The organism is Streptomyces sp. NBC_00289, assembly GCF_041435115.1.
Lineage (GTDB): Bacteria > Actinomycetota > Actinomycetes > Streptomycetales > Streptomycetaceae > Streptomyces.
This window is the reverse complement of the sequence record NZ_CP108046.1, coordinates 36,446-57,546: the sequence shown is the minus strand read 5'-3', so window position 1 is coordinate 57,546 and position 21,101 is coordinate 36,446. Positions and strand designations below refer to the sequence as shown.

Annotated in this window: 19 protein-coding genes; 3 read left to right on the top strand and 16 right to left on the bottom strand. The window is 69.1% G+C overall.

Annotated elements, in window-relative coordinates; all coding sequences use genetic code 11:
• Positions 1-59: 59 nt before the first annotated feature.
• Genes OG985_RS00250 through OG985_RS00240 form a run of 3 tightly spaced genes read right to left on the bottom strand, consistent with a single transcriptional unit; the run spans position 60 to position 4,410 of the window.
• On the bottom strand, positions 60-3,506 hold the full coding sequence (locus tag OG985_RS00250; protein ID WP_371666391.1) for a hypothetical protein: 3,447 nt from the start codon (positions 3,504-3,506) through the stop codon (positions 60-62).
• Positions 3,506-3,958: a TadE/TadG family type IV pilus assembly protein gene (locus OG985_RS00245; RefSeq protein ID WP_371666390.1), complete on the bottom strand. Its 453-nt coding sequence runs from the start codon at positions 3,956-3,958 to the stop codon at positions 3,506-3,508. Before OG985_RS00245 ends, OG985_RS00250 begins: the two co-directional genes overlap by 1 nt.
• The gene (locus tag OG985_RS00240) at positions 3,958-4,410 is read right to left on the bottom strand and encodes a TadE/TadG family type IV pilus assembly protein (RefSeq protein ID WP_371666389.1); all 453 of its coding nucleotides are present in this window, start codon (positions 4,408-4,410) and stop codon (positions 3,958-3,960) included. Before OG985_RS00240 ends, OG985_RS00245 begins: the two co-directional genes overlap by 1 nt.
• A 185-nt stretch (positions 4,411-4,595) precedes the next feature.
• Between OG985_RS00240 and OG985_RS00235 the strand changes: the two genes are divergently transcribed.
• From OG985_RS00235 to OG985_RS00225, 3 genes are read left to right on the top strand one after another with little or no spacing between them, the layout of a single operon-like run.
• Positions 4,596-5,681, top strand: coding sequence for a tyrosine-type recombinase/integrase (locus OG985_RS00235; protein WP_144316336.1), 1,086 nt, complete (start codon positions 4,596-4,598; stop codon positions 5,679-5,681).
• Between the two features lie 4 nt (positions 5,682-5,685).
• Complete coding sequence (locus OG985_RS00230) at positions 5,686-6,000, top strand: helix-turn-helix transcriptional regulator (RefSeq protein WP_143612431.1); 315 nt, start codon at positions 5,686-5,688, stop codon at positions 5,998-6,000.
• The gene (locus OG985_RS00225) at positions 5,997-7,745 is read left to right on the top strand and encodes a hypothetical protein (RefSeq protein ID WP_371666388.1); all 1,749 of its coding nucleotides are present in this window, start codon (positions 5,997-5,999) and stop codon (positions 7,743-7,745) included. The genes OG985_RS00230 and OG985_RS00225 overlap by 4 nt, the downstream gene beginning before the upstream one ends.
• 66 nt (positions 7,746-7,811) lie before the next feature.
• Here the strand turns inward: OG985_RS00225 and OG985_RS00220 are convergent, their stop codons facing one another.
• From OG985_RS00220 to OG985_RS00160, 13 genes are all read right to left on the bottom strand, one after another.
• Positions 7,812-8,240: a TadE family protein gene (locus tag OG985_RS00220; protein WP_371666387.1), complete on the bottom strand. Its 429-nt coding sequence runs from the start codon at positions 8,238-8,240 to the stop codon at positions 7,812-7,814.
• Between the two features lie 3 nt (positions 8,241-8,243).
• Positions 8,244-8,459, bottom strand: coding sequence for a hypothetical protein (locus OG985_RS00215; protein ID WP_371666386.1), 216 nt, complete (start codon positions 8,457-8,459; stop codon positions 8,244-8,246).
• Positions 8,460-8,505: 46 nt separating this feature from the next.
• A complete protein-coding gene (locus OG985_RS00210) occupies positions 8,506-9,390 on the bottom strand; it encodes a type II secretion system F family protein (RefSeq protein ID WP_371666385.1) in 885 nt (294 codons plus the stop codon).
• Positions 9,387-10,337 (bottom strand): type II secretion system F family protein, encoded by a 951-nt coding sequence (locus OG985_RS00205; RefSeq protein ID WP_371666384.1) that lies wholly within the window; start codon positions 10,335-10,337, stop codon positions 9,387-9,389. The genes OG985_RS00210 and OG985_RS00205 overlap by 4 nt, the downstream gene beginning before the upstream one ends.
• Positions 10,334-11,833, bottom strand: a complete 1,500-nt coding sequence (locus OG985_RS00200) for a CpaF family protein (RefSeq protein ID WP_371666383.1) — start codon at positions 11,831-11,833, stop codon at positions 10,334-10,336. The genes OG985_RS00205 and OG985_RS00200 overlap by 4 nt, the downstream gene beginning before the upstream one ends.
• Positions 11,823-12,650, bottom strand: coding sequence for a hypothetical protein (locus OG985_RS00195; protein WP_371674199.1), 828 nt, complete (start codon positions 12,648-12,650; stop codon positions 11,823-11,825). Before OG985_RS00195 ends, OG985_RS00200 begins: the two co-directional genes overlap by 11 nt.
• A complete protein-coding gene (locus OG985_RS00190) occupies positions 12,650-13,294 on the bottom strand; it encodes an SAF domain-containing protein (RefSeq protein WP_371666382.1) in 645 nt (214 codons plus the stop codon). Before OG985_RS00190 ends, OG985_RS00195 begins: the two co-directional genes overlap by 1 nt.
• 75 nt (positions 13,295-13,369) lie before the next feature.
• A complete protein-coding gene (locus OG985_RS00185; protein ID WP_371666381.1) occupies positions 13,370-14,305 on the bottom strand; it encodes an ATP/GTP-binding protein in 936 nt (311 codons plus the stop codon).
• Entirely contained in the window at positions 14,299-14,913 is a 615-nt protein-coding gene (locus tag OG985_RS00180; protein ID WP_371666380.1) for a hypothetical protein, read from the bottom strand. The genes OG985_RS00185 and OG985_RS00180 overlap by 7 nt, the downstream gene beginning before the upstream one ends.
• An 895-nt stretch (positions 14,914-15,808) precedes the next feature.
• A complete protein-coding gene (locus OG985_RS00175) occupies positions 15,809-16,723 on the bottom strand; it encodes a replication-relaxation family protein (protein ID WP_371666379.1) in 915 nt (304 codons plus the stop codon).
• Positions 16,714-19,347, bottom strand: coding sequence for an ATP/GTP-binding protein (locus tag OG985_RS00170; protein WP_371666378.1), 2,634 nt, complete (start codon positions 19,345-19,347; stop codon positions 16,714-16,716). Before OG985_RS00170 ends, OG985_RS00175 begins: the two co-directional genes overlap by 10 nt.
• The gene (locus tag OG985_RS00165) at positions 19,323-19,979 is read right to left on the bottom strand and encodes a hypothetical protein (RefSeq protein WP_371666377.1); all 657 of its coding nucleotides are present in this window, start codon (positions 19,977-19,979) and stop codon (positions 19,323-19,325) included. The genes OG985_RS00170 and OG985_RS00165 overlap by 25 nt, the downstream gene beginning before the upstream one ends.
• Positions 19,976-21,073, bottom strand: a complete 1,098-nt coding sequence (locus tag OG985_RS00160) for a C40 family peptidase (protein WP_371666376.1) — start codon at positions 21,071-21,073, stop codon at positions 19,976-19,978. The genes OG985_RS00165 and OG985_RS00160 overlap by 4 nt, the downstream gene beginning before the upstream one ends.
• Between the last annotated feature and the right edge of the window lie 28 nt (positions 21,074-21,101).

The following is a 21,101-nucleotide window of genomic DNA, read 5'->3' as shown; positions in this document are numbered from 1 at the left end:
GTGCATTCTGGGGTGCACTCGAGAGTGCCGGGCTGTTGGGATCTCTGTGCTCATGCCGGCTACCGGACCTTGTGCGTTGGCGTGCCCGAGCCGTCCAGCACATCCTGGATGAGCTGTTCGGTTTCCGTCTCCAGTGAGCAGTCCAGCGCCCGGTTGACCTGCTGGACGCGGGTGATGGCGGTATGCAGTCCCTGCCGGTTCCCGGCGGCATACTCGATCCTGAGCCAGTCCCGATACAACAGCTCTGCCGTGTCGTCGACGTCGAGGCCGGTCGCGACGGCCTGACGGGCCGCGCTGAGATCGTGGTGCGGGCCCGCAGGGGTGCGGTATGTGGCTACGGTGTGCGTTACGTCGATGATCCGCGTGATCATCTCCTGCTGATACGGCTCGGCCCAGGGCAGCGGCGTGCCCCCGAACGGCCTGCCGCGGACCAGGGTGAGCGCCTTCTCCAGATCGGTCAGGCCGGACGGTCCCAGCGGCAGAGCGCGTTCGACGAGTTGAAGGAAGCGGCTCCAGTCGGACCTCACGCCGGGGGAGAGCCGGTAGGGGTCCTCGCCGGACTTGCGGCGCGGCACGTAGGGGTTGCCGGCGGGATCGCTGCCCAGGGAACGGCGCAGGCCCTGCATCCGGGCGTTGAGGGTGCTCAGTCCCCATGGGCTGACGGGATCCATGTCGGAGCACACGGCGTCCGCGCTCCGCCCGGGCCGGAAGAACAAGAGCGTAGCGAGCTGTGCCATCCGTGGGCCGTGGCCGGTGCTGTCCACCCCCGTCACCTCGACCGGGCCCAGAACTCGGATCTCCGGCGCTTGCAGGTCATGAGCCTCCCGATCATTGGCCCCCGCTTCCGCCTCCGACGCTGAGGCCTCCTCCGCGGCGTGCTCGGCGTCAGTCTCCTTGGGCTCTGGACCCCCTGCGGCAGGGGCCACCGGAGTCTCGGTCACCGGCGCGGGGTTCTCCTCCGCCTGAGGTACCGGTGCGGCGGTGGACAGGAGACGAAGTCCGGTGGGGTCGGTGGTGGCGGCAAGCAGGGCGGGGAAGACGTCGTTGCTCACGTCTGCTGCCGGCGTCACCGAGGGGCTCGGGCCCGCCCTGGTCGCGAGTGCGGCCGGCTCGTGGGGCTGCGTGTGCTCGGGCTGGTGCACCATGGCGGGCTCGTCCGGGACGTCCTGCCACGGTCCCTCGGCCGGGTGCGCCGGCTGCGCGGACACCTTCAACGCGGTGGTGATCTGGAGGTAGGCGGCGTGCTCCAAGCGCTGAATGGTGATCTCGGCGGCCACGGAGGCGAGTTGCTGCGGTGTGCTGAGCGAGACGTTGAGGATCTCCGCCTCGGGGAAGTGCGCGGCAGCTGTACTGGCCGGGGCGATGAGGGTGATGGGAATGGTCCCGGCCTTGTCGATGACGTCGGCAAATTCCCAAGCCGTGTCCGGGTCCAGAGAGGATGCACAGAGCAGCACATAGGGCTGGTGACTGGTCTCGGGCATCTGGTGGGCCTCAAGCAGCCGTTCGCTCAGGTCGCGCAGCGCGTGCGTGGCCTGCCGCATGTGGGCGATCCGCGTGGTGGGCAGGAGTTGCGGCAGGTCCTCGCCGAAGCCCACCGTCACGATCTCGACTTCGCTCGCCCACGGACTCATCCCGAGTTCCAGGGCGAGCGAGGTGCACGCCTCGGTGATGTGCACCGGATTGCCGTCCAGCAGAACGGCTGGCACGCGGGCGAGGTTGAGTAGCAGAAGGTCCCCTGCTTCGGTGCTGCCGATCGTGACGAGTCCCGGATACGGCGCCGGCACTTCGCGGGCGGCCTCCTCGTCCAGGACGGCGGCGTCGGAGTCCAGGACCCACCAACCGCCCTTCCCGGAGACGAAGGGCGCCTGCGGCTTCTGGACCATCTCCTCGGGCAGCACCTCTACCGTGCGGGTACCGATCCGAGCAGCCCGCAGCGGTGGCAGGACCGTGGCACCCTCCTGCTGGGCCGCGCGGTGGGACAGGGTCCTCAAAACCCTGTCCAGGCGGGCGGCGCCGCCCGGTTCGGCGGCCGCCGCCAACTTTGCCTCCGCCGGAGAAGTCTCCGACGCCATGGCGATCTTCTCGCCCGGCTTGCGGCGGCGACGCTGCAGCGCCCTTCGCAAGGCGAGAGCGCCGGTGACAGCAGCGGCCAGCAGCGCCCCGGCGCCCAGCACAGTGCGCAGCACCAGCGGGCCGTCGGCGGGAGCCGACGCCGGCGTCTGGGACGCCGTGGCGGCTGGGGAGGAGCCATCGATGCCGGACTGCTCATCCGACGCCGACGGTGAGACAGCAGAGGAGGCGGTGCTTGTGGGCTGTGGAGGCGCTGAAGCCGTCGCGGAAGGAGCATGCTCCTGGCCGGGATGCCCGGCGGGACGGCTGCTCGGTGTACGGGCAGGAGACGACGTCGGCGGGGGCGGCTGCACGTCGCTCGTGTCATCGCCCGGCTGCTGCCCGCCGTCCGGCGCCTGGGTGGCCGGGGGAGGAGTGCTCTGTTGACTGCCCGCGTCATCGCTGTCGCCGGTGTCTCGTGGCGGAGCCTGCCGGTCAGGCTGAGCGCCGGGAACAGTGATCTGCTGCCCTGCGTAGATGACATCCGGATCCGTGATCTCGGGCAGGCCGTGCGGCTGCGGCATTCCCTCGCTGGCCTTGAACAGCTCGGGCCACTTGTCGCCGTCGCCGAGCTTCTCCTCCGCGATCTTCGACAGGTAGTCGCCCGAGTGGGCCGTGACGGCGTGCTCGCTTTTGCCGGCAGAGGCCGGAGGGCCGTCCCCCAACTGCGTACGGACCCCTCCTGCAAAAGCAGCGGTATCTGGCATCTCTATCCGCCAGCCAGGCTGCAGGAAGCTGTTCGCGCGGAAGACCTGGCCATCGGGCATGACGCGGCCCTCGTTCAGGTTCGCGATCTCCCGCCACCGCTCGCCGTCGCCCAACTCCCGTTCGGCGATGCCCCACAGGCTGTCAGCAGGCCGTGTCTCGCGCACCGTGTACGACGTGCGGTACGCCGACGTGCTCACCGTGGAGGCTGGCGAGGCCTGACCGGCATTGGCGCTCTGTGAGGCTTGGGCTTTGCCGGGCGTGCTGGGCGCCGTTGTTGCTGGTGCGGCCTGGGCGTCGGAGGCCAGGGCCGAACTCGTCGGCAGCAGTACCAGGATGCTGCCGATGAGCAGGGCCGCGGCGCGCTGCGAGGCGCCCATCCCTCGCGGAGCGTGCCAGCTGCGGCCCCGCAGTTGTGCGACAAGCTCCCGTGCCGCGCAGAAACTGAACTGCAGCCACCCGATCCAGCCCACCGCGACGAGCAACAACAGGAAGGCCGCCCCGGTGTCCTGCCGGTCCAACAGGTGCGTGAGGTCGTCGTGGGTGGCAGCCCACATGACCGGAGTCACCCAGACCAGCAACAGCGGCAGCCCCGCGACCGCGGCGGCCAGAACGATCAGGCTCAGCACGGCCTTGACGACACGGACCAGGGTGCGGCCCACAGTCGCGGCAGAGGAATGGCGGGTGCGCATCAGTTTCCTTCGGGAACGGTGACGCCATGCAGGAGCGTGGCCCTGCCCTGGCCGGATACCGACAGCGAGCCGATCCCGACCACCGACAAGAACTTCGTGTCGTACGTGCCGGTGACATGGACGCTGAGGGTCTTGCCGTCGCCGGACACGCTGACGGTGCCGGTGGTGCCGGCCGAGCGCAGGTACGCCTGGGCCGCGGCCTGCGCGTCCTGCGGATCCACGACGATCGCGTCGCCGCTGATGGCCTCGGCGGGGTCGATGGCCTGCCCACCGGCTCGGGCGGCCTCACCGGCGACGTAGTCGGCGCGCTCGATGGCGCGCATGGTGCTGCCGCCATCGACGGCAACGCCGATGATGCCGATCAGCGCCATCACGCACACGGCGACGAACACCGTGACCCCGCCCCGGTCATCCCACAGGGCAGTGCTCTGCCCGTTGCGCCAGAAGACCATCAGTCGCTCTGCTCCCGGTACTGGTCCACTACTGACGTAGCCGTTGAGACGAGCCTTCGGGTCCCGGGCACGCCGGGCAGCAGGAGATCCGACAGATGCACGCTGCACATCACAGTCACGCTCACTGTGCCGACCTGGCCTACCGGCACGCTCAATCCACCGGTATCGATCCGGACGGACGTCGACGCGCAGGCGATGCCCTGATCGCTCAGGGATTCGGCGGCCGCCGCCTGGGCGGCGCTCTGCGCGGAGCCGGCCGTGCGGTGGATGGAGGCTTCCCGGGCCGCGTCCTGGGCCGCAGAGTCGATCTTCGCGCCGGAGGTGACGATACGGCCGCCGGCGATCGCCAGACACAGGAACATGATCAGCAACGGCAGGATGATGGCCGTTTCGATCGCTGCGCTGCCGGCATCGCTGCGAAGCCTGCGATCCCAATGGGTTGTAGTGTGCACTTGGTTCACCCTCCCGGTGCCGCTACTGCCGTGAGTTCTTGCTGCCCAGGAGTTCCCCGGTGGAGCTGCTTCCCAGGCCAGAGGCGGTTCACCCCGTTGCCGCAAGATCTCGACCTTTCGTCATGATTCTTGAAGGAAAGTGGAAAAGCCTGGCGTACAGACGTTCCGAGTGAACTGAGGAACCCATGGCGCTGGCGGTTGTCCGTTCGATCGGCTCCGGACGCGAGCTGCGCTCGGAACAGGAGCGAGAGGACTTCGAGCAGGAACTGGTGGATCAGTACGCGCTGGCGATGGTCGGAGCGGGATGGGCCGACAGCACCATCGCAGGCGAGCGCGGGATGATCTTCGAGTTTCTGCGGTTCCTGGGACGCTCGGTATGGACGGCCCAGCCTGCTGACGCAGACCGCTTCCTGGCCTACCAGCGAAGAGATCGGGCCCTGGCCAAGTCGACGGTGCAGAAGAAGGCGCTGGCCATCGCCGGACTCTACGACTTCCTCCTGCTGCGCTATCAAGGCGACATCCACGCCCTGACTGGGCACGCGCTGGTCCAGCCGATCGACGAGTTCAACCGGCCGGCGCGGATCGGCGGCGATTCGGTACGAGTGCCGCCGACCGATCCGGAAGTGGAGCATCTCTTCACGAACTGGGGCGCCACACTCCCCGGTGTCCGCAAGTTCCTCCCGGCCGCGCGGAACTACTTCGCTGCGTCCCTGTGGCGCCGCGGAGGGCTGCGGATCAATGAAACCGTCATGCTCGACATCCGGGACTGGCGTCCCGACCTGGGATCCCACGGCAAACTGCACGTCCGGTACGGCAAAGGCAGCCGCGGACGCGGACCGAAGACCCGGTTCGTGTCCGCGATCAACTCCATCGACTCGCTCATGAACTGGTGGCTGACCGACATCCGTCACCAGTTCGGCGACGACTGGCAGCGCTCGGACGCACCGCTGCTGCCCAGTGAGCGCCGCGACCCCCTCACCGGATACTGCACCCGAGTGGGTGACGACGCACTCCGCTCTGGCCTGGCCCAGGCCGTGGCGACCTGGCTGCCGGAGTGGAACGACCGACTCACCCCACACGGGCTGCGGCACTACTGCGCGTCCTCGCTCTACCTGCGCGGCCTCGATCTCAAGGCCATCCAGGAACTCCTTGGCCATGAATGGCTCGCCACCACGACTCGTTACATTCACGTCCATAACGACCACATCGAGCGGGCCTGGGAGGACGCCAACGAGCGCGTCACCGCCCGGTTCTGCGGAGAGGCGAGGTGACCCGATGCGCTGGCAACTTCGCATGAGAGCAGCCGAACAGGGCATCTGGAAGTCCACCGAACTGCGCCGCCGGCTCTCCGAAGCCGGCCTGGAGATCAGCGCCGGCAAGATGTCGGCGCTGTGGACCGGTACTCCGACGACCATCCGGCTCGATGACCTCGACGTGCTCTGCGCCGTCCTGGAATGCAGCCCCACCGACCTGCTTATCTGCGAACCGGACAAAGTCGCGGCCCGCAAACCGGCACAGCCCGCCGAGGCAGTGGGCGGGCCGGTGATCACGCCGCGGTTCGGGCGCAACCGCTCGGCGCCCCCGGCATGACGCGCAACCACCCGCGCATCTGTCCGGGATGCCGCACCAAGCCGGTCGCCACCAGCCGGTCCGACCTCTGCTACGACTGCATGCCTGATGGTCCGCACGTCCCGCCGCGCTGCCGGGACTGTGGATCGGACCGCGACTACTACTCCAGCGGCCTGTGCCGGCTCTGCCACCACTTCGCTCCCCAGCCGCCGGGCTCCTGCCGGGACTGCCATGCCTGGGGCGTGACCCGGCGCGGCAACTGGCTGTGCAAGGGCTGCACTTCGTGGCGCGCACGGCCCGAGCACTACCCGGTCGCCACCTGCCCGTTCTGTGAACACCGCCGCCCCACCAAACCGGGCGGAACATGCCGGCTGTGCTGGCGGCAGACCGTCGCTGAACGCGTCCGACGCCACGCGAAGTACTTCCCGGCCGCCGAAGCCAACCGGCACGGCCAGCAGCTGTACTTCGCCCTGCCCACCCGCAACCTCCGCGCGGCGGGCCCACGCTCTACAGCCGCTGTCACCCTCGCCCACCCGGTACCGGTGGAGCACCGGCAGACGGTTCTGTTCGATCTCCCGCGCGACCTCGCCACAGGCCTTCGCCGTTCCTTTCCCGAGCCACCTGACCTCGGCGCGGCAGCCTTCCTCGACCACTTCACCCTTCAGCGGGCGGCACAGCACGGCTGGACGAAGAGCCCCACCAACCGCGTCCGTCACGGCATCCGGATCCTGCTGGGCACCCAGGACACGCCCGGCGCACCGATCCGGGCCCAGGACGTCCAGGCCCTCTCCTCGATCAGACTGCCCGCTGCTCAGATCGGCAGGGTCCTGGCGGCCGTCGGCCTCCTGGAGGACGACCTCGTCTCCGCCGTGGTGCCGTGGTTCGACCGGAAGACCGCCGGTCTGCCCGCCCCCATGGCTGAGGAACTGCGGACCTGGTTCGACATCCTGCTGAACGGCAGCAGCACCCCTCCGCGCAGCCAGCCTCGCGACCACAAGACCATCCGTCTTCTGCTTCTGTGGTCCTTGCCCGCGCTCGAGCAGTGGGCCGCGACGGGCCACACGACCCTGAGGGAGATCACCCGAGAGCACGTGCTGGACGTGCTTCCCCACAGCGGCACCGACCGCTCGCATCAGAGCCAGGGACTTCGCTCGCTCTTCCGCATCCTCAAAGCAAGCAAGGTCGTGTTCACCAACCCCACCGCCCGCCTCCGCACCCTCAGGGCCGAGGGCCGCGACCCGCTGCCCCTGGCACCCGTGGTCGTACGCGAACGTCTGGACAGCTCGCACCCCACAGCCGCCCTCGTCTCCGCACTGCTGGTCTTCCACGCGCTGATGCCGGGACAGATCCGCCGCCTGCACCTGGCCGACATCCACGACGGCCGACTGCACCTCGACGAGCGAGACATTCCGCTGGCCCGCCCGGTTCAACAGCGGCTGACCGCATACCTCGACCACCGGCAGCGGCGTTGGCCCCGCACTCTCAACCCGCACCTGATCATCAACCTGCAGACCGCCCCACGCACCGACCCAGTAGGACCGATGTGGTTCCACCGCCTCTTGGGTATGACCCCGAGGCATCTGCGCGAAGACCGGATCCTCGACGAAGTGCTCGCCACTGACGGAGATCTCCGACGCGTCTGCGACCTCTTCGACATGAGCATTCCCGGCGCGGTCCGCTACACCAGCTCCCTCGAGAACCCCGAAGTGCGCCGACTCTTCGAACGCGACACGGCCCAACACCGGTCGAGTTCGCGAACTCAATGATCCAATAGCCATCAGTGGCACCCCTTTCCGTGGGTTCGCCGCAATCCACCCTTCAGAAATCACGAACTAACGGCCGATGACCGTCCAGCGCTCCACGGCCCCGGACGCCGACTGGGTGACATGCAGGCAGGAAACCCCCGGGATCATGGACATCGCCGTTCCCGACACCCGTACCTGGACACGCTGACCGTCGCTGCTGGCGGACACGCTGTAGTTGCCCAGGCTGTCTCCCGCGCTGCGCTCCAGCACGCTCCGCGCCTGCGCGGCACCGTCGGCCGCACTCGCCTGGTAGGCGCGCGCCGCGGTGGCTCCCTCACGGGCAGCGGTCAGCGCGATCTGCCGGGCGTAGTACCACATGGAGGCTTGGATGACGGCGACCGTGGCGAGCAGCACGAACGGAAAGATGATCGCCATCTGGATGCTGGTGTCACCGTGATCGTCGCGCCATCGTCGCCCCTGCCACCAATCGGTCAGCCGCTCGGGACGAATCGTCATCGGTCACAGTCCATTGAGCTTGCCGTTGTACTTGGCGATCACGATGGCGATGGTCCCGGCGATCAGTACCGCGCCGGTGACAGCGGCGACCCAGATGATGACGGTCGTGGTGCTGATGTCCCCGCGGTCCGGTCGCCGCTTGGCCTCCTCCAGGCTCTCCTGCAGACGAGTGGTCGCCCAGTGCACCGCACGGTAGGTACGGGCTGCGGTGTGCTTCATGATCGGTACTCCTTGCTCCTTCAGCGGTTCAGTAAGTCGAGATGGTCTAGACGGTGAGCATGCGGATGACTGCAGGAAAAGCCATCAGAAGCATGACCAGGACGGCGAGCAGCGCTCCCGGAGCGGTCATCTTCTCGCTGGCGGCGTTGGCCTCCGCGGCTTGGTCGGCGAGCAACTCGGCGTTGAGGGCGGCCGTACGTGCCCGCAGCGCCTTGTAGACGGCGGCTCCGTCGGTCGCGCTGCCGCGCATGATGTCGGCGACGTCGTCCAGAACGGGCAGGTCGTACTCGGCGGAGAGCTCCGTGAGCGCCTGGTACGGCGGGATCTTCTCCAGCCGGGCCCGGCGCAGCGCCGCCTGCAGATAGAGGAAGGGCCATCCGCGGCCGACCTCGGCCGCCTTCTCCAGTGCCTCCGCAGGGCCGGCGTCGGCGGCCCGCTTGAGCGCGACCAGGTCCAGGTAGGCGGACAGAGCGTGCGCGAACTCCTCCCGCGCCCGCTTGGCCTGGTCACGCACCGCGAGATCGGGCGTGATGAACAGCAGTCCCGCGATGAGGAGTCCGACCCCGGCGGGAACGTAGAACGGCAGGGAGACGCCCGCGATGATCCATGGAATCGTCGCGATCACCGGGCAGAGCAGGCCGAGAGCGGCAAGAGCCGTCTTCTTGAGCATGAACTGGCCCGGCCCCTGCCCGAGCAGGGCCAGGTTGGTGCTGGGGATCCGGACACCGGGCAGGCGCTCGAGGCGGGCCAGCAGCCACCGCCCCCACACTTCCTCGCGGTCCAACTCCGGTTCGGGCATGGTCAGAGTGGCCGGGGCGCTGCGCGCGAGGGCCGGCCCCAATGCGGGCTGGGGACGTAGGAGTTCCCGCACCAGCACAGCCAGGCCGGCGCCGACCGTACCGCCGCTCAGGACGACAGGAAGCAGATTCACGAGCTGATTCCTTCCGGCTCGCGGCCAGCGACCGGGACATCAGGCTCCGTCGCGGGCGCAGGCAGGCGGACTGTGCTGGACGGGTCGGCGATCAAGAAACGCGGGAGGCGGCGGAAGGAGCCCAGCTGCCGCATCAGAGCGAGGACTGCGATGAACCCGGCTGTCAGAAAGGCCAGCACCAACTGTCCCAGCAGCGTGGAGTACGGCTTGGTATAGGACGGCACGAAGAACCCGGCCACCACGACACCCACGGTGATGATGGTCATCCAGCGCACCGTGGTCCGCGGCTTGGCCCGGTCGGCCTCGATGGCGCGCTTCTTCGCGACTTCGTCGCGGACCGTCCCCGCCAAGTCCTCCAGCGCCTGGGCCAGGCCCGGGCCACGGTCGTTGACCGACAGGACGAGCGCGGCGACCACCTTGTCCGAAGTGACATCGTCCAGTTCATCGGCGAACGAGCGCAGCGCCAACTCCGGCCGCCACCCCAAGCGCAGCCGGTCGGACAGGTTGACGATCTGCGGGGACAGTTCCTCCGGAGCGCCCTGACGGCTGGTGATCATCGCCTGTTCCAGACCCATGCCCAGGCGCAGGAGGCCGGCCAGCCGCTGGGTCCACTCACTCAAGCCCTCCAGCTGGCCGATGCGTTCCTGCGCCATTTGCGCCGGGGTGATCAGCCAGGGCACGCCGATGACGGCCGCGCCCAGCAGCGCACCGCCTACGAAGTTCCCGGAGACCAGCCACACGCCCACGAAGACCACGACCCCTGCGGCGGCGAGAGTCCGCCGACGCAGCCGAACATCCTCGCTCTGGTCCTTTCTGGTGCCCCAAGACCGCCACCGCTGCCGCAGCGGGGCCCGTCGCGGTGCCGTCGTGCCCACGAACCCGGCCACGACACCGACCAGCCCGCCGATGACGGCCATGCCAGACAGCAGCCCGAACAGCAGGATCATCGCCCGGCCCCCACCTTCAGCGGCAGAGGCGCCTGCCAGGATCCATAGGGCTGCTGCAGCAACGACGAGTCGAAACCGACACGCCGCAGGTCGTCCACACAACCCGGATCCATCCGCGGCACTGCCCGCAGCTCCCCGAACTCGCCGCCTGGGGCGAAGACTTCGTTGGTGGCGGGACGGCCCGACTCGCCGATTCCGGTCAGCTCCAGGACGTGGGAAACGTAGCGGTGGCGGCGGCCGCCGATCTGCGTCTCGTCCGTCATGTCGACGTACACGATGAAGTCCAGACCGTTCGCCGTCTGCCGGTAGGCCAGCTGCTCGGATAGATTGTCCTGGGCCAGCGCATACAGCTCGGCGATCCGGTCGAAGATGATGTCCGGGCGCCGGGCGTGGATGGTGCACAGATTGCCGCCCGAGCCGTTCGTCAGCGCCTGCATCATCGCGACGACCTCCGGGCCGCGGACCTCACCGACCACGATCCGCTCCAGCGACATCCGCAGCGCCGGATGCATCAGGTCCAGGAGCGTGACCTCGCCGGCGCCACGCCCGGTGACGTCCTTCTCCCCGTTGGACTCCCGCCCGACCAGAGACACCACCTGCCGGTGGTAGCCGTTTTGGTGGGCGAACAGCTCGTCCTCGGTCTGGATGGTGGCAAACCGCGTCTCGGGGTCGAATTCCTTGAGCATCGCCCGCAGCAGCGTCGTCTTCCCGGCCTTCTGCTTCCCCGCGATCATGATGTTCTTCTCCGCGCGCACGCACGCGCCCAAAAACTCCCGCAGGATCGGGTCGATCGTGCCCAGCCGGACCAGGTCGTCCAGGTCGGCGTGGGAGATGCGGTGCCGGCGGATGACCGCGTAGGTCATCGGTCCGAGTCCGGTGATGGCCTGCAGGCGGGAGCCGTCCTGCAGGGACAGAGCGAGGGTGGGGTTTGCCGTGGAGATGGTGCGTTCGTTGTGCCCGGAATCGCGGGCCAGCTCCCGCAGCAGTTCCAGGAGTTCCTCTTCGGAGTCGGCGATCGGCCCGACCATGCGGCGTTCACCGTCGCCGTAGTCGAGCCACACCTCCTTCGGGCCCTGGATGATGATGTCCTCGACCCGGTCATCGTCCAGATACGGCTGCAACCTGCCGGCACGGAAGAGAAGGTCGTAGACGGCACGGCGCAGGGCTTCGTCCTCCTGCGGCGCCATCGCCTGCGCGTCCGACCAGAGCGCGACCGCCTCGTTGATCCAGTCCAGGCAGCGCTGCTCTTCGCTTGCCCGATCCATGTCGGGCGTGGTCTTCAGCAGCTCCTCGCGCTGCTTGGCGACCTGCGCCGCGATGTGCCTGGCGACCTTGTAGTCGACGGTGACCTGAGGCGCTGTGGTGCCGAGCGCGTGGGTACTCGACGCGGCGCCGGCAGGGGCGGGGGTGCCGTTTGCCTGGTGCGGCCACGCCTGCTGGGGGCGGCCGGGCGGCGGCGCCACTGTCGGATCGGTGTGCAGAGGTCTACCGCGCACGGGTCACCTCACCCTCCGCGGCGTGCACGCCGCCCGGATCGAGGCGGGCCCGACGCGTTACCGCCCGCTGGACCAGCAAGGTGCTGCCCGTCCGGGCGGCCTTCATCAGCGGTGACTTGGTGAAGTGGCGCGGCCGTTCCGCGCCGTCGGACAGCACCTTGGCGTCCTTCGGCGCGTACGGCAGCGTCGCGACCACCGGCACCTGCAGCACGCGCTGCACCTCACCCGCAGGATACGGGCCCTCATTGATCATCAGCACGCTGACGTCACCGACCCGCTCTTCCAGCGCGCGAACCCGCCCCTCGGCTGCCTGCAGACAGCGCAGGGTGTTGCGCACCACCACGAACACGGCGTCGGCCTGCTCGGCCAGGACACCGGACGGGCCGAACGCCCCCCGGCGACCGAGGTCGATCAGAACGTCGTGCCCGTGCTCGGCCTCGATGCCGCGGAAGATGACGCCCAGGGCCTTCCACACGGAGCCCAGGCTCGCTGCCTGCGCGGGATCGGTGATACCCGGCAGCAGCAGCCGGTCGCGCGGCGACTCCTTCTTCCCTTCGTCGCTGCTCAGGTCGATCAGCTGACGGAAGAACGCGTCGCCGAGTTCGCCCTGCCGCGCAGCGACGGAAAGGTTGCGCAGCCCATACCGGTCGCCGAGCGTGCCCTGCAACAGACCGTGCAGTACAGCGCTGCCGTCGGGGTCGCACTCGGCCAGGATCATCCGCCGGCCCGGCTCCAGCGGCCAGGACAACAACAAGGCGAGAGCACTCGTGGTCACACCTGGCGCACCACTGCAGCCTGCCAGTGCGATGACAGCCATCAGCCACCGTCCGGGGCGGCGAGGACCATGCGCAAGGTGCCAGCCGACACCCAAGCGGCCGCCGTGGGACCGTCCGTGGCGGAGGTGGCCACGTCGACGACCACGATTCCTGTGCCAGGAGCAGCACTGGAGGCCTTCACAACCCGGCCGTCGATCGTCTGCGGTGCGGCATCGGACTTCTCACCAGTGTCCGTCGAACCCTGAGCCGGAACATGCACCAGCTCAACCTTCTGGCCCGGCACCAGCGCGGTGGCAGGAATCTGCTTGGGCTCCAGGCCGATCGGCACCAACTGCTCACCGGCCTTCACCAGGTTGTCCTTGGTCACCTGCGAGGGAGCGAGTAGGGAGCCGGGCTTGAGCTCCACGGCGGCCCGCTTGCCCACCACTGACCTGAGGTCGTCGACGCGTACCGCCTTGACGGCCGGGTCCAGGGCGACGGATGCCTTGCCCAGGTCGTCCTCGGTGAGGACTTGGCCCACCTGGACGTCGCGGACCACGGTCACCACATCCGTGCGGTTGCCAACCTGCAGCAAAAGGACGGCAACTCCAGCGCCACCGGCGGCGATCAGCGCCAGCGACAAGGCGATGACGCCTGGTCGTCGCCTACGAGCCGACACCCGGGGCGGGGCCACGGGCCCAGCCACTCGTCCCTGCTGAGGGACACCGTTCGGGGCTGTGTCTACTTGCGTCTTGCTCACCGTTCTGTCCTTCCGGCGGCGTTACCTGACGACCTGGACTTCGCCGACCGCCACCTGCATCTGGGACTGCTGGGTCTGGGTGAGCTGGCCGGTCTGCCCGCCTCCGCCAGCGGTGACTGTCCAGTTGATCGTCCACGTCGATGTCGCGGTGAGCCGGTACTCGCCGCCCGATGCAGTAGCCGATGTCTTGGAGTACACGTGCCCGCAGGTCGGGGACTCTGCCATACCAGCGGAAGCCCGGTAGACCGTGCCGGGGCCGTGACACGTCACGGTGGCGCCGTCGCCCATCTCCCAGACAATCTGAGAGACCTCGGCCGTGGCCGTCACAGTGACTGCGCCGGCAGATGCCGACGCGGACTGAGGCCCGTACGTCGTCGCGCTCCGGCTGACCCACATCCACATCGGCACACCCACCGTGTACTTTCCGGCCGCCCGCGGGCTGGCAATGTCCGGGCCCAGCAGCCGCATCTTCTTCACGGCCTCGCGAGCCAGCACCTCCGGGTCGACGGCCGCGCCGCCGCCTGGCGGCTGGGCGAACCATTGGGCGGTCCGGTTGGGGTTGTCCGGGCAGTAGGCGTCGTAGACGGCGCCGTCCTTCGAATCGTGTCCTTCCCATCGGGGATCGCCCGCAGGGGGCTGCGGCTTGGCCACCTGGAAGTAGCAGTTCATGCCGTTCACCCAGTCGCCGAGCCCGTCTAAATGACAAGGGACTTGGGTGTCACTGATCATGTTGCTGTCGTAGCACTTGGGCTTCTTCGTCGAGCCGCCGCCGTCTGAGGCCTGCTTGCCATCGCCGCCTTTGCCGGGCGTGGCCTGCGTGTCGTCCGCAACGACGCGGCAGCGGCCGGTCTGGTCGCACACCACCTTGCCCCCGCCTGCGTAAGCAACCGTTTGCCCCGAAGCCAAGAGGGCGAAAGTCGCCACGACGGCGCCCGCAGCAGCACGTCGAATCAGCATGGCCTCTCCTTGTTGGCCTTCTCATCAGTGACTCGCCACTGGTTAGCCTGCTTCTGGAGGTGCGCGGTGATGATGTAGCGCTTGACTTGATCGGGAGGCGAAACGCTCTTGCCGGTCCTCTTGTTGATCGGCTCCCAAGTGTTCATGTCAAAACAGACATGCAGCGTCGCGCGCTGAGCCTCGCCGCCGCCCGGGCCGAGGCTGACGTCGTCCTCGCCCGCGATGACCTTGGGCTCGCCTTTGCTGACGATGCCGTTTCGCATGTCGATGAACACGGCATCCTTCACGTCCCGCAGCGCCTTGCCCGTGGCGTACTTAGTGATGTTGCTCCCGGCGAGGGATGACTTCGCGTAAGCCTTGACCGTCTCATCGGTCATGCCCTGGTAGGCGGCAATGACGGCCTTGCGGGCTTGCGCCTCGTCGGCGGACACGGTCTCGGTGGGCTGGGCGCTGCTGGGGGTTGGCGACGAGTCGGCCTTGGTTCCACCGCTCGAGGAACAGCCGGCTGCGAGGGTGATCGCAGCAAGTGCAAGCAGAGCCGAGGCTGCCGCGCGCCGATTCCGAAAGCGAACAGCGGCCAGCCTGGGGCCATGGTGTTCGTGTGTCACGTTGACTCCCCGTACGAACGCGCTGTGTGAGGACCACAGTCCTGGACTCTGCGGTGCTGTGGTCGGGTGCACGGCATGGTCGAGCTGCGGTAATGCGTCTCCGTAGCCGCAAGATTACGCATATGCCAGTCAACTTCCCAGCGTGAAAAGTGAGTCCACTCGCACAACTCGCGACGTATCCGGTCATTTCCGTAGCTGAGTGTCGACATGTAGTCGCTAGTGTTTGCTTGTTGTGGCAGTGAATGAGGGTGAGCGCCCGGTTTTCACTGGCACCCCTACTTGCCAGCGCGGGGGAAGGAGATATCGACCCACCGGTTCCCGCGCTGCGGCTCGATCTCCTGGGCGGCGGAGGCACTATGGGATCGTGCCGAACTGCCCAGCCGCGCACTGTCCTTGGTGAAGAGCACTTCATCCTGCCGACTGGTCGGAGGGCTGCTCCTTTCAGTGAGGGATCTGGGGGTGGTCATCGCGGTGCAAGGGCCGCATCGGGGCGACACGAGGGCAGGGGAGAGGCGACGCGCTTCACTGCTGCCGGTCCGGCGGCCACACGGTGATCACGTCGCCGTCCAGGGTGACGTGCCGGCCGGGGACCGCGCACCGCGCTCGGGTCGGCGAGGTCGAAGTCGCCGCTCCCGTGGACCACGCACGCGTCCCCGACGTACGAGACGTCCTGCGTCCGGTCGGGCCACTCGCCGTCCAAGGCCGGTTCTGTAGTGCGAATCTGACTAGGAGCGTGCGACATGCGGCGTCCCCTAACATCGGTGCACAGCATGGCAGGTTCAAGGTGAAACCTCGTTGTGCAGAAGTAAACTACGTATTCGCGTAAGCAAATCTCAAGTGGTTTAGGGTGTAGTTGCAAGGCTGCGACATTCGGCCCTTGGCGGCTGATGAGGAGTCACAGCTCGGTCCAGGGGTTGGGCTTGCCGCCACCCAGCGGCACCCACACGTCACTGGTGGCCCCGTGCTCTTCGACGTCTTCGAGGACAGCCGCTCCCAGCGGTACCTCGCGGGCCATCTCGGCCACGAGCGGATGGTGGGCGACCATGGCCTTGAGGTCGCTGATCCGGTTGTCCATCGCCTCACGCCCTGCACCGGTCAGCACGAACAGAATGCGAGGGAACACCGGGTACCAGCGCAGCCATCCGGGGCCGCCCGCCTGCCGGCGTCGGCCGACGGGCTGCGGCTCGTACGTCCGCAGACGGGCGTACTCGATCAGTTTCGCGGCCAGCCGCTCGGCACCCATGGTGGCGCGGTCGACCTCGACGAACGCCCGCAGTTTCCGCCTCTGCTGGCCGTCGATGAGGGTGTAGTGCATGACCGCGTCGGCGACGACCTTCTCTCCGTCGCCGATCGCGTGGAACACCTCGGGGGTCCAGTCCAGGTGTCCGTGCTCGTCGCCGCGGCGGCGGGCATCGGCGACGAACGCCAGGTGCGTGCGCAGGACGGTCAGAGTGTGGGGGGTCTTCAGCGAGGCGGCCGTCGCCGTGGTGATCGGGTACGGCGGGCGGCCCCGCAGTGAGGGCCAGTCCCGGGTGAGGCGGGCGCCCTTCGGCGTGAGGTACCAGACCCGGGTGCGATGGGATTGGGGCAGCACGGCGAAGTCGACCAGGCGCAGGTCGAGCAGATCGTTCAGCCGCTCCGAGACCGACTGGCGGGAGCGGTCCGGGCGCAGCAGGACGTGCAGCTGGCCGGTGGAGGCCATGCGGTGCTGGGCGAGGGTGGCCAGGAGCTGATGCGCGAGGGGTTCCACGGGGCTGGGAGTGAAGCCCGCCTCCGTACGGTCCTTCGGCTGGGCAGTGGTCAGGTCCATTCGTTTTCTTCCTTCGAGAGGTGGACGGCGGCGGCGCCGGCGGGGGAGTGCGCGGCGAGGAAGGCGGCGACGCGGCCGAGCTGCTGCGCGGCGCGGTCGGTGAGCGTCTCCAGCGGGAGTGCTCCGGCGTTCGCCTGGGCGGCCCGCTCCAGGGCGGGAACGTCCTTCGGGCGGGCCTGGGCGGCGAAGACGTCGTCGAGATGGGGCCCGCGCAGCTGGATGGGTCCGATGCGCCGGCCGTGCACGTTCATGGAGATGTAGTGCTCGAAGCGGTCCATGGTGGCGACCCGGTCGGGGCTGGGGTTGTCGCCCCATTCCGCGGTGATCGGTGCCACCGCGGACTTCGACCCGGCGGTGGTGGCCAGCGTGGATGCGTTCTGCACCAGGGACAGCCGCACCGCGGCCGGGAGGCGGGCCAGCAGCTGGGTCATGCCGTGGATGTGGCACCGGTACTTGCGCAGATCCTCGAACATCGCGGCGATGGTCTCCGGAGCCGCCCCGGTCAGGGTGATCAGCTCGTCGAAGTACGGGCGGAACGGCACCCGCTTCTCCTCGGGCGTATCCCTGCGGGAGCGGGCGGCCCGCAGCAGATCGCGGGCGAGCAGCGCGGTCAGGAGGCGGTCGGTGGGCCCGTTACCGCCCGGGCACACCCACACGATCATCTTGGAGTCCATCGCCGCGCGGATGTTGTAGACGCCGGCCGGCTGGCCGAGGAACGCGCGGGTGACGGGGTTGGCGGCGAGGCGGGCGATCGGGTTGAGGACCACGGCGAACGCGTCGGGCGGCAGGGTCGGGAACACCGACTTCCACCAGGAGCGGGTCTCCTCATCCAGCCGGTCTGCCACCGTCGTGAGGGCTGCCTTGCGGAAGCCGGCGTCGGTGAGCAGGGCCCGCACATGGAAGATCGTGGCCTGGTCCTCGGGCTGGCCGGCCTGGCATGCCGCCTCGTTAAGGCCGACCAGGACCGTGAGCGCGGCGGTGAGGATGGTCAGCGCGCGCGGCGCGGTCGCGTCGTCCCAGGCCAGTGCGGAGGCGTAGGCGTCGGCGATCGCCTCGACGACCTCGTGCGCCGTCTGGCCCTGGTGCATGGCGAGCGGATTCCACGAACTGATCCGCGGGTTGGGACCGAGACCGTTGAGGTCGATCAGTGCGATCCGAGGCATCAGGGTGTCGTGCGCCAGGAACGGCAGGGCGCGCGGCCAGGAGTCGCGGTGCGGGTCGACGAACATCAGCCCGCCGCCCGCGTGCGCCCAGCCGATCGCCTGTGCCAGGGCGCGTTCGGTCTTGCCGCCGCCGGCCTTGCCCACCCCGACCTCGAACAGGGTCTCCTCGGCGTAGGTGGCGACCAGCCGCTCCCGGCCGTCCGGGCCCCGGTAGATGCCCTGCAGCAGCAACTCGCTCTCGCCGAAGGCAAAGGTCGGCAGGTCCCCGGCGAGTACCGGCAGGCGGCAATTCGTGGTGGGGGGCTTGAGCAGGCCGCACAGTTCATCCAGCCGGACCCAGTTCGCGCGGGGCGGCTGGCAGTGCCCCAGATTCCAACGGCGCTCGAAGCCGTGCCGGGTGGGCCAGTGGTCGGCGCCGAACCGCCACGGGCCCAGCCTCACCCCGCGCATGGCCCACCGGGAGCGGCCGCCGAACACGTCGAACGCGGCCTGGAGCTGGGCGAGTCGCGCCTCGGCGCGGCCCTCGGTGTTCGAGGCGCACATCACCAGCAGCTGCACCCGGACGAGGTGGTCGTCCTCGGCGAGCTTGCCCAGCGCCTCGGCCGGCTCCACCCGGCGCGGGACCGGCGGCATCACCAGCCTCCGGCTGTTGCCCGAGCCGGGGTTGTCGCTGAGGAGCTGCTGCAGCTGAAAGCCGAGGGAGTCCTCGGTGCCGCTGGCGTCCTGCCGCAGCCAGCGCGCCGCCCGCTGGGACTCCCGGCGTTCGGACCGGCGCGCGGCGCTCATCAGCTGAAGGCGGCGCGCCCGCAGGGCCCACTTCGGGGCGCGCTGGATGTCGAGCCGGATCTCCGCGAGGTCGCCGAGCTCGGCGCGCAGATCGGCCACGGCGTCGACCAGCGGCTGGAGCGGGTCGGGGTTGAGTGGCACCACTCGCAGCGGGGAAATGAGCTTGCCGCGCAGGATGAACTCGGCGCGCACGGTGTGCGTCCGCGGCTCGTCGACGATCGGCCGGGCCCGGTTGACGGTGATGTCCGGTCCGAACGGGGTGATGGACAGCAGCCGTTCACCGCCCGCCGGGCCCTCGACGCGGTAACGCAACGGCGCACTGCCATCCGCGCGCAGCCGGATCTGCACGGCCTTCGCGCGGCGGGGCGCCCACCAGGGCATGGCGGTGGAGGCGCGGGCGAGCTGGACACCGCGCCGGAAGATCTCCTCCAGACTCGGGTCGAAGTGCCGGTTGGAAACGAGCTCCAGGGCCATCCGCTCGGCCGAAGCCTTGGCCGCGAGACGGCGTACGACCCACTCGCCCACGCCCCAGAACACGGCGATGGCCAGGGCGAGCAGGTACCAGTGGGTGTAGAGCCAGTCGGCGGCGTCGACCAGGCTGGTGACCAGGCCGAGTACCTGACCGGCAGCCGTGACATCGGCCCGGTCGGTCAGGGACGGGGCTGCGGAGTCCACGTCGTTGCTCCCTTCTTCGAAGTGATGCGGGTGAAGTGCCAGTCGGTGATGCGCAGGTCGGTGAAGGTTCCGCCGCGGTCCATGCCGGCCCACACCAGGTGGACCACTGCCTTGTTGGGGCTGCCGTCGCGGCGGGCGATCGCGGCCTGGATGCGGAAGCGGGCGGTGGCGAACGCCGGGGCCACCTCCTGGCCCGCGTCGGGAAAGACCGCGGGCCACTTCGCGCGGCCGATGCCGGTGGCGTCCGCGCGCAGCAGCGCGCGCCCGGCGGTGAGCAGCTCCCGCTCGTCGGAGGCGGGAAGGTCGGCGGGCCAGGCTGCCTGAAGCGAGCGCTGGATGGCCTTGTCGCCGGCCACGCCCTCGCCGTGCGGCGGCAGAGCCGACTCGAGGACCGACGGCGTCGATACGGCGGACGTCCTGGAGGAAGCCGTGCTGACAGTCGTCTTTCCTGCGGGATGCCTACTGGCCGCAGGGGACGGATCAGTGGTCGCGCTCGCGCTCGCGGTCGGCGACGGTGCCGGGTCGGGTGGCTCCTGATGACTGTGCGGCAGGCCCAGCAGGGCGACGCCGGCGACGGCGAGCAGGGCGGTGCTCAGCAACAGCAGACGCGGTGAGCGTGGGGTGGTGGTCACAGCAGCCGCGCTCCCCCCGCGAAGCCGGACATGGCGTTGACCGAGTCCAGCCGGACGACAGTGCCCGGGCGGGCGGCGTTGATCATCTGCCCGCTGCCGACGTAGATCCCGACGTGGTAGATCGTGGAATCGCGGCCGGGGGCGTAGGCATAGAAGACGAGGTCGCCCGGCTTGAGGGCACCGGTGCCGAGGCTGGCGGGGATGCGCTGGCCGACACCGGCCTGCGCGGCCGCGGTACGCGGCAGGCTGACACCGGCCTTGGCATACGCGTAGGTGGTCAGCCCCGAGCAGTCGAAGCCCTTGATGTTCGCGCCGCTCTTGCCGCTGGGGGAGCAGCAGATGCCATACGACTTGCCGCTCGCGTTGCCGCCGCCCCAGGAGTACGGCACCCCTCGCTGGGAGAGCGCCGCCTCGTTGACGGTGCGGACCTTGCCCGAGACGTTCTTCAGGTCCGGGTCCTTGGCGGCCGCCGTGTACTGGTCGATCCAGCCCAGCACGTTGGCGACGTACTCGCCTGAGTGGTTGTGCTGCCAGATCGCGGCCTTGAGCTGGGCACGCTTGGTCAGGTCACGGCCGTTGCCGCAGAGGTAGATCGCGGCGCCGAGCGCGGCGTCGTCGGCGTTGTGCGGATCGGCGATCTTGTCGCCGTTGCCGTCCTTGCCGATCGACTCCCAGGTGGAGGGCATGAACTGGAAGGGGCCGACGGCGCGCTCACCGGTGGCGGTGCCGTCCCACTTGCCGTTGTCAGTGTCGGGGAAGACGGTGGTGTTGCCGCCGGCGCCGGAGCCGTTGAGGAGCACCCCGTAGATCTTCGGGCGGATGTCGCCGTTGTCTGCGATGTTGCGGCCCACCGCGTGGTTGGACTCGACCTTGGCGATGCCGGCGAGGATCGGCCAGCGCATGCCCTGGCACTTGGGCACGTACTTCCCGACCTGCTGGACGGCCTTCTTGTAGGCGGTCAGCATCCGCGGCGGGATGTCCGCGGCACTGCCGCCCTCGGCGATCCCGCCGTCGTCCTGCTGACCCGTCTTCAGCGCGACGTAGGCGCTGATCGCGTTCCCAACCGGCGCGGCGCAGCACACTGCGGCAAACATCAGAAGCGTCACCACACACCCCCACCGC